This window comes from Loigolactobacillus jiayinensis (assembly GCF_003946445.1).
GTDB classification, from domain to species: Bacteria; Bacillota; Bacilli; order Lactobacillales; family Lactobacillaceae; genus Loigolactobacillus; species Loigolactobacillus jiayinensis.
In genome coordinates, this window is the sequence record NZ_RHOF01000091.1 from 1 (window position 1) to 7,918 (window position 7,918).

General features: G+C 39.4%; 7 protein-coding genes and 3 pseudogenes. 3 read left to right on the forward strand and 7 right to left on the reverse strand.

The features are described 5' to 3' along the window. Positions 1-41: 41 nt before the first annotated feature. A complete protein-coding gene (locus tag EKM80_RS14155; protein WP_125554284.1) occupies positions 42-341 on the reverse strand; it encodes a hypothetical protein in 300 nt (99 codons plus the stop codon). 30 nt (positions 342-371) lie between these two features. Continuing rightward, positions 372-470 (reverse strand): annotated as a pseudogene (locus EKM80_RS15080) (IS5/IS1182 family transposase); the annotation flags it as partial. 159 nt (positions 471-629) lie between these two features. On the opposite strand from EKM80_RS15080, the gene EKM80_RS15150 reads away from it, so the two are divergent. Then, positions 630-881 carry a transposase gene (locus tag EKM80_RS15150; protein WP_125554286.1) on the forward strand — a complete coding sequence of 84 codons (252 nt, stop codon included), beginning with the start codon at positions 630-632 and terminating at the stop codon, positions 879-881. A 17-nt stretch (positions 882-898) separates the two neighbouring features. Beyond that, positions 899-1,777, forward strand: a complete 879-nt coding sequence (locus EKM80_RS14165; RefSeq protein WP_263853752.1) for an IS3 family transposase — start codon at positions 899-901, stop codon at positions 1,775-1,777. Positions 1,778-2,130: 353 nt separating this feature from the next. Here EKM80_RS14165 and EKM80_RS14175 read toward each other — a convergent pair whose 3' ends face one another. The 3 genes from EKM80_RS14175 to EKM80_RS14185 are packed head-to-tail and all read right to left on the reverse strand — an operon-like array spanning position 2,131 to position 5,087. After that, positions 2,131-3,039: a glycine betaine ABC transporter substrate-binding protein gene (locus tag EKM80_RS14175; RefSeq protein ID WP_125554290.1), complete on the reverse strand. Its 909-nt coding sequence runs from the start codon at positions 3,037-3,039 to the stop codon at positions 2,131-2,133. A gap of 9 nt (positions 3,040-3,048) precedes the next feature. Next, positions 3,049-3,894 carry an ABC transporter permease gene (locus EKM80_RS14180; RefSeq protein WP_044010985.1) on the reverse strand — a complete coding sequence of 282 codons (846 nt, stop codon included), beginning with the start codon at positions 3,892-3,894 and terminating at the stop codon, positions 3,049-3,051. Continuing rightward, on the reverse strand, positions 3,891-5,087 hold the full coding sequence (locus tag EKM80_RS14185) for a quaternary amine ABC transporter ATP-binding protein (protein WP_125554292.1): 1,197 nt from the start codon (positions 5,085-5,087) through the stop codon (positions 3,891-3,893). The genes EKM80_RS14180 and EKM80_RS14185 overlap by 4 nt, the downstream gene beginning before the upstream one ends. Positions 5,088-5,471: 384 nt before the next feature. Here EKM80_RS14185 and EKM80_RS14190 point away from each other — a divergent pair, with 384 nt between their 5' ends. Further along, a complete protein-coding gene (locus EKM80_RS14190) occupies positions 5,472-6,626 on the forward strand; it encodes a cation:proton antiporter (protein ID WP_125554294.1) in 1,155 nt (384 codons plus the stop codon). 166 nt (positions 6,627-6,792) lie between these two features. Here the strand turns inward: EKM80_RS14190 and EKM80_RS14195 are convergent. Together EKM80_RS14195 and EKM80_RS15085 are read right to left on the reverse strand one after the other, a co-directional pair. Next, a pseudogene (locus EKM80_RS14195) lies at positions 6,793-7,743 on the reverse strand (D-2-hydroxyacid dehydrogenase); the annotation flags it as partial. Positions 7,744-7,755: 12 nt separating this feature from the next. Next, positions 7,756-7,863: pseudogene (locus tag EKM80_RS15085) on the reverse strand (LtrC-like protein); the annotation flags it as partial. Between the last annotated feature and the right edge of the window lie 55 nt (positions 7,864-7,918).

A 7,918-nucleotide genomic window follows, 5' to 3' on the forward strand; every position in this document is an offset into this window, starting at 1 on the left:
GGTGTCTTTTTTTTACCATTTTGGCTGGGTGGCTAACTTAATTATAAAACGCGCGCATAATATATACCATTGCATCTGACCCAAATAAAATCCCCCTTTCTGACATTTTCAAACAACTGATGTACGCTTTGATAGCCCCATTTAGAATTCCAATGGTGCCCTTTTATTTGTTTATTCCAAAATTCCTTATAGTCTTCAAAAGTGTTAATTTTCTCTCTCCCAGGAACATTTGAAAATGACCATCCACATGAGACACAATGGTTTTTAATAAAAAATTCATATGATTTTATATCATGATCACTCCCACCTTTTCCCTTTATTTTCCAAGCATGTATTGTCATCGTAATTGTCCTCTTGTATTCTAAAATTATTTTTAATAACAGTGCTAGGAACGCCAAAACGACCATTTGCAGACTAATGGTTAATGGATGCTCAAAATTCCCCAAAAGTTGCCGACAGTTCTCTAACCAACTAAGGATCGTTCGACTACCTAACGTTGTGAGGCATCTGTCCATGTTTTAACTCACTTTACTTCACAATGCTCACTTTGGATGTAAGCTGATTCCTGAGACAACTTTTAAGAGAGCGTATAATGAATAAATCGTCTCTCAAAAGGAAGGAATTTTTACATGCCAACTCGTTACGACAAAGAATTCAAACAAAGCATCATCAACCTATATAAGCAAGGCGAATCAGCTGCCCAACTGGCCAGAGAATATGGCATTGGCTATTCAACCGTTCATAAGTGGATCCAGGGCCAAGCCAAAACTCAATCCGGTAAATCGCCAGACGAAATTAAAGCGATGGAAAAGCGGCTGGCTTCCCTGTCTGAGGAGAACGAAATCCTAAAAAGAGCCCTGGGCTTCCTTGCGCAGAAGTAACCAATATTTTTGATTACATTCACCAAGAAAGCCATCACCACCAGGTAACTAAGATGTGCCGAATCCTCGGTGTTTCCAGAGCTCAGTATTATCGTTATCGATCCCCCAAGCCTTCAAAACGCCGGGCCGAAGATGCGGACTTAAAACAATGGATTCTACGGATCTTTGCGGAATTCAAGCAGCGATACGGCGTTATGAAGATCCACCATGAATTGAATCTGGAACTTCAACCACTGCAGCGTCGGTGCAGCCCAAGACGGATTTCCCGGCTCATGAAGGAACTGGATATCCACTCCGTTACCGTCAATAAATGGAAAGCGGCTTCGGCTTCCAAAACCAAGGTTGAACAGCGTCCCAACTTGCTTAAGCAGGATTTCTCGACCACTGGTTTAAATCAAAAATGGACCGCTGATATGACCTATATTCAAACGAAGCGTAATGGCTGGTGTTACTTATCAACCATCATGGATCTGCACTCAAGACGAATTATCGGCTATTCATTCTCAAAAAAGATGGCTACTGATTTAGTCTTAAAGACCCTTGAAAGCGCGGTTAAAAATCGAACCATTACTGGGGACCTGATTATCCACACAGACTTAGGATCACAGTACACCAGCGATGATTACAACCAACGGTTAACAGAACTACATATCCGCCACTCTTACAGCCGTAAGGGGTGTCCATACGATAATGCACCAATGGAATCTTTTCATGCTTCCCTCAAAAAGGAATGTGTTTATCCAGTGCCGGTCTTTGAAGATTATGAAACTGCCGCTGCCGTCCTTTTTGAATATGTGCATGCTTTCTACAATAGGAAGAGAATTCATAGTTCACTGGGCTACCAGACCCCCTTACAAGTTGAAATTGCAACACTTACGAGCCAAATGGCCGCCTGATTTAATGCTTTCCAGGGTTCAAATAAGTTATTAATCGCGATTAATGATTTATTTGAGCTGTGGAAGGTAAACGCGGTTCTGAATGTCTCTTAAAACCTGTCTCAAATATTGACTTCAATCCAACGTTCAGTGCTGATTATTTCTCAACACCAGAAAGTGTAGACCCCTTTTCCATTGAATAGCTTTTACCATCTTCCGAGGTAACGTCATAATCATAAATTGACATCACAATCACTCTTCTTTCTGTTTAATTCAACTATTATAAAGTTTAGCGTACCACTCCAGCCACTAGAATGTAACTTTTTAAAAGTAAATAAAAAAGCTGAAGTAAATTTCAAGCTTCAACTTTGTTGTTATTTATTTTTTAGATCTTCAATCGAATTAATATTTTTCATATACTTTGGCACGGCTAAACCAGTTTTGGCACCCTTCAAATTCACCCGCACATCAACAAACTCACCCTTGTACTGTCTAGCATACAATCCGTGTGTTGTTGGTAACCAAGCTGAAACAGACGCATCCGCCGCTCCAGTCGCGATTGAAGCCCACATCGGCTGTGCTTCCAGTGACTGAATCGTCGTATCGTAGCCCTTGCTGTCTAATAATTGCTTGACTAAGTTAGTCGAAGCAATCTCAGAATCCCAGGCAACGTAGGTTAGTTTGACCTTTTTTCCATGACCTTCAGGAACCCCAGCCAACCATTTTGCCACCTGTTTTGGATGTTTGCTAATATAGTTCTTCGCCGCTTTTGCAGGATCTTGCCCATCGTTAGCCTTCAACATAATTTCAGACATTTCTGATTTAGTCCAATGAAACTGTGACAATAGTTTATAAGCGCCAGGATTGTCATGTTTGAAACCGGTTCTAGCAATGGTGTGCAAATTCTCTGTTTTACCAAAAACATTTTTCGGATCTTTCAAAAATTTTATTGGATACTTGGTGAACATCCAGTGTGGTTGCCACCCAGTAATTACAATTGCTTGGTGATTTTTGATTGCTTTATCCAATGTACTGGTCATTGCGGCGGTAGAGCTAGTTTGTAACTGCCAATTTTTACTTTTCAAGCCATAGGCAGTCAGTGCCTTTTGCGCAGCGCCCATTTCACCAGCACCCGCATCAATTCCTGTAATCGTATAGTTAATCTGCGGACCTAACTTCTTATGTGGGTTATATGCAGCAGGTTTACTACTGCAAGCGGATAACCCGATCGTCAGAAGCAACAGTGACAATCCAACTACTAAAATTCTTAGTTTACGTGTCATAGTTACCTCCTAGTGTTTCGCACGATTAAATGCTTGTGTAATGCGGTCTAAAATAATGGCTAAAATAACAATCGCCAGACCAGCAGTAAATCCATTACCGGCATTATTACGCCCCACAGCGAAGTAAACCTGGGTTCCTAGACCTAATGCACCAATCATTGATGCAATAACCACCATTGATAATGACAGCATCATACTCTGGTTTACCCCAGCCATTAGAGTTGATTTTGCTAATGGTAATTGCACTTTAATTAATTTTTGCCAGCTAGTGGATCCATATGAATCAGCTGCTTCAATTAAATCAACCGGTACCTGACGAATTCCTAAGTTAGTCATTCGTACTGTTGGTGGCATCGCGAAAATTACTGATGAAATAACACCCGGAACCATTCCAATCCCAAAGAATGCCACTGCTGGAATCAAATAAACAAAGGCTGGCATAGTCTGCATTAAATCCAAAATAGGTTTCATAATTGCTTCAAATGTATGACTTTTAGCCATTAAAATACCTAACGGAATCCCGATTACTAATGCAATCAAACTCGAGGTAAGGACCAGCGTCAAAGTTTGTGTCATATCACGCCAATAGTCTAAGTTCCAAATTAATAGCAACCCAGCTAGTTCAAAAAGTAACAGTCCCCATTTTTTACCATGGCGAGTTGCATACCAAGTAATCGCCAAAACGATCACAATGAACAACCAGACGGGTAACAAATCAAATACCCACTGAAAGCCATTAACAATTCCACCAATAAAACTTGTAATCCCATTGAAAAAGCCTGTAAATTGCGTCAACCAAGTGACAAATGAGTTCACCCAGTCAGACAATGGTAACTTGCTAATTAAAATTGTCATTCTTGTGCCACTCCATTTCCGGCAATGGCACCTAACACGGCACCACGCACAATAATTCCGACTAGATGGTGATCGTCATCAAGGACAGCATACGGAATTGGGGTACTTGATAGTTTATCCATTAAGTCGTTAACTGGCACGTCGGGATGAGTGGTCGGGACACTAGTTTGAACGACCGATCTGAGATCACGACTCTCTTTTCTAATCAGGCCAACAACATCTTTGGCATCCGCAAAGCCAACAAATTTACGCGCACTATCGACCACATAAACGGACGAAATTTCATTTTCTTGCATCCGTCGTAGTGCCAGCCGGGGCCCATCCTTGTCAATGTTAATTGTATTAGGACGAATCATGACATTGGCCACGGTTAAGACTCTTGTCCGGTCCACGTCTTCAATGAATCGTTTAACGTAATCATCGGCTGGATGGGTCAAAATATCTTCAGGGGTCCCGGTTTGAACGATCACACCATCCTTCATGATCAAAATTCGATCACCAATTCTAAGGGCTTCATTCAAATCATGACTAATAAAGATAATTGTCTTATGCATTTTTTCTTGTAAATCGAGCAATTCATCCTGCATGTCTTTTCGATTTAATGGATCCAATGCAGAAAAAGCTTCATCCATGAGCAGAATTTCGGCATCATTAGCTAAGCCACGAGCTAAACCAACTCGTTGTTGCATTCCACCAGATAACTGTTGTGGAAATTGATGATCGTAGCCATGTAACCCGACTAACTCCAACGCTTCATGGGCCTTTTGTTCCCGAACATTTTTTTCGACACCCTTAATTTCAAGACCATAGGCAGTATTTTCCAAAATAGTGCGATTAGGAAACAACGCAAAGTTTTGAAAGATCATACTCATCTTTTGTCGGCGCACTTCGCGTAACTCTTTTTTATTGAGTGTCATTAGGTCCTGCCCATCAATAGAAATCGTTCCTTGAGTTGGTTCAATTAGCCGATTTATCATTCGAATCAGAGTCGATTTACCACTACCAGATAATCCCATAATTACAAAAATTTCGCCCTGATTAACATGGAAATTAGCTTGATTAACCCCGACAGTAGCACCTGTTTGTTCTAGAATTTCTGCTTTTGTTTTGCCCTGTGTAATTAATTCTTTGACGCGCGGACTACGTTTCCCAAATATTTTGGTTAAATTTTTTACTTCAACTTTTTTAGTCATGCATCCTCCTTTAGTTAAATTCAGTTACATTTAGCGTTGCTTTCATTTTGAAAACAAACATATTTAAAATGACCGGTTATGCGATATACGCAAAAAAACGAATTGGATCTATTATTACAAAAATATTCGGTATAAGTCAAATAATGTGTAATGATTAATGCCATGCTATAAGTTGTTTTTCATTTATTTCAACTACCAATTTAATCAACCCCAGCCACACAAAAAGTCTAAGCATGTGACAGCTAGGTGGAACTATGGTAATGTTTAACTAGTAAATGAATAGGACAAATCGGTTGGCGCAAGCTTCAAGGACTTTACTTTCTCAGGGGTGTGAGAAAGTCTTGAAGTTTGGGCTTTTTATTTTTTGTTGAAAGGAAAAAATTAATGCAAGCAATTGGTGAACTATGTTTAATTTTAATTGCTACCACGATTGCTGGTCATTACAGTGTCAGAATCGGATTACCTGCAGTGGTGGGACAATTACTAGTTGGAATTATTGTTGGTCCAGCTATTTTTGGTTGGATCAAGGGTGATGAATTTACCCACCTATTTTCTGAAATTGGAGTAATCATTTTGATGTTCAGTGCTGGAATGGAAAGTGACCTCAAATTATTAAAAAAATATTTGCGACCAAGTATTCTGGTGGCCTCACTAGGAGTCATCATTCCAGTTCTGGTAGTTTATGGCTTAAGCATTGCCTTTAAACTAGACCAAACAGAAAGTATTTTTATTGGTGTCATTTTTGCAGCAACATCAGTTTCAATTTCAGTTGCAGTTTTAAAGGAATTAGATGGTCTGCACGGAAAAGCGGGAGCAACTATTCTTGGTGCAGCTGTAGTCGACGATGTTTTGGCCGTGGTGATTTTAAGTGTAATGGTCAGTTTGCTAGGAACAAAAGCAGGTGCAGCAGCTAGCAGTAATTTGTTGTTCACTTTTGCAAGCCAAATTGTGTTTTTTATCGCTATTTATTTCGTGGTTAAATTTCTGGCACCTTTCTTAGCCCAAATTGGAAAGAGATTATTCATTCCAGGGGGGCCAACAATTGTGGCACTTATTTTGTGCTTAGGTATGGCATTAGTGGCGGACTCAATTGGGCTCAGTTCAGTCGTTGGCGCTTTTTTTGCAGGAATTGCAATTTCTCAAACTAGTGTAAAGCACGAGGTTGAGCAAAACATTGAACCGATTGGCTACGCCATCTTTATTCCTGTTTTTTTCGTTAGCATTGGTCTTTCAATGTCGTTTGATGGCTTTCTTGATGACTTTTTATTCATCGCTTTACTAACAATTTTAGCAACCATGACAAAATTAGTTGGCGCTGGTTTAGGAGCTAAATTGGCCCATTTTACCTGGAAAGATTCTTACATTGTCGGTGCCGGCATGGTGTCCCGCGGTGAAATGGCTTTGATTATCGCACAAATTGGCTATAGTACTCACTTACTGTCCTCTGAATATTATTCAGCCATAATCACAGCAATTATTCTGACAACATTACTTGCACCATTGATGCTCAAACATGCTTACTCATTAAAAGAAAATTAGTTTTTTTATCAAGAAAATCCCCCTGTCAGCTAAAGGTTGACAGGGGGATTTTATGTTCAATAGACTTTTGGTTCTACAATATTTGGTACTGATAGGTGTTCACTTCGTGAACATATATTGGTAACATTTTTATATACAGACAAAAAAAGAGAAGATAGCCTGCACCTATCTTTTTCAGATCTCCTGATAAATATGCTTTTATATTATCAACAGTCATATGCAACAACCGTTCTCTTGTCTCATATGGTGCCCAAGCAATATGTGGGGTAATATAACAATTTTTGGCCTGTAATAATGGGCTATCACTAGCAATGGGCTCCCCTTTAACAACATCAGTGGCGTAGGCATAAATTTTGCCTTCATTCAAGGCATTCTTGATGTCCGATTCATTAGCCAATTTGCCTCGGGCCGTATTCAATATAATAACCCCATTTTTCATTTTGGCAATCGTATCATTATTAATTAAATCAATTGTTTCTGGTGTTTGGATCACATGCAGACTAAGCACATCAGATTGCCTTAATAGTTCATCAAATGAAACCTGCTGAATCCATGATTCAGGAACCTTTTTAGGACGATGATTATAGAAAATAACTTTCATAGAAAAAGCGTGTCCTATTTTAGCAACTTTTTGCGCAATATGGCCATAACCGATTAGTCCTAAAGTTTTTCCTTTTAATTCTAATAGCGGTTTTTCCCAAAAAGTAAAATCAGGAGCCTGTGCCCACCGGTTTTCATGAACAAGCTGATTATGCAATCCAACTTGGCTAGTCACTTCTAATAATAACGAGAAAGTAAATTGTGCCACTGCGTCACTTGCATATGTGGGAATGTTAGTCACCACAACCTTGTTCTGGTGTGCGCTCACAATATCAACGACATCATAACCGGTTCCCATGATTCCGATATACTTCAATCGTGATGTTTTGCTAATCACTTCATGATCTAGCGGTGTTTTGTGTGTAATGACGATATCAGCATATTTAATTCGTTTTATGATTTCAGCGTTATCGTTAACTGGTGTACGATCATATAAAGTGCAGTCGCCTAATTCTTGCAAGCTTTTCCAATTTAAATCTTTGTTTAGTTCATATCCATCTAAAAGAACAATTTTCATAGTGTTACCCCCCTATCTTTTCAATGTTTTAGCTACATTATGTTCTGGTTGTTTAATTGCCGGGTTTTGTTCAGAAAATGCTTGCAGCTGTTTTTGTGTTCGCTTACTGATTTCATGGTGTTGTTATAGTCCCTTTATGGTTGACAGATGAAATAATATAATTCATTTATCGATC

Coding starts and splice junctions, on each gene's coding strand:
- EKM80_RS14185 (WP_125554292.1), bottom strand. CDS start 5,087: ATGACTAAAAAAGTTGAAGTAAAAAATTTAACCAAAATATTTGGGAAA.
- EKM80_RS14190 (WP_125554294.1), top strand. CDS start 5,472: ATGCAAGCAATTGGTGAACTATGTTTAATTTTAATTGCTACCACGATT.
- EKM80_RS14155 (WP_125554284.1), bottom strand. CDS start 341: ATGACAATACATGCTTGGAAAATAAAGGGAAAAGGTGGGAGTGATCAT.
- EKM80_RS15150 (WP_125554286.1), top strand. CDS start 630: ATGCCAACTCGTTACGACAAAGAATTCAAACAAAGCATCATCAACCTA.
- EKM80_RS14180 (WP_044010985.1), bottom strand. CDS start 3,894: ATGACAATTTTAATTAGCAAGTTACCATTGTCTGACTGGGTGAACTCA.
- EKM80_RS14175 (WP_125554290.1), bottom strand. CDS start 3,039: ATGACACGTAAACTAAGAATTTTAGTAGTTGGATTGTCACTGTTGCTT.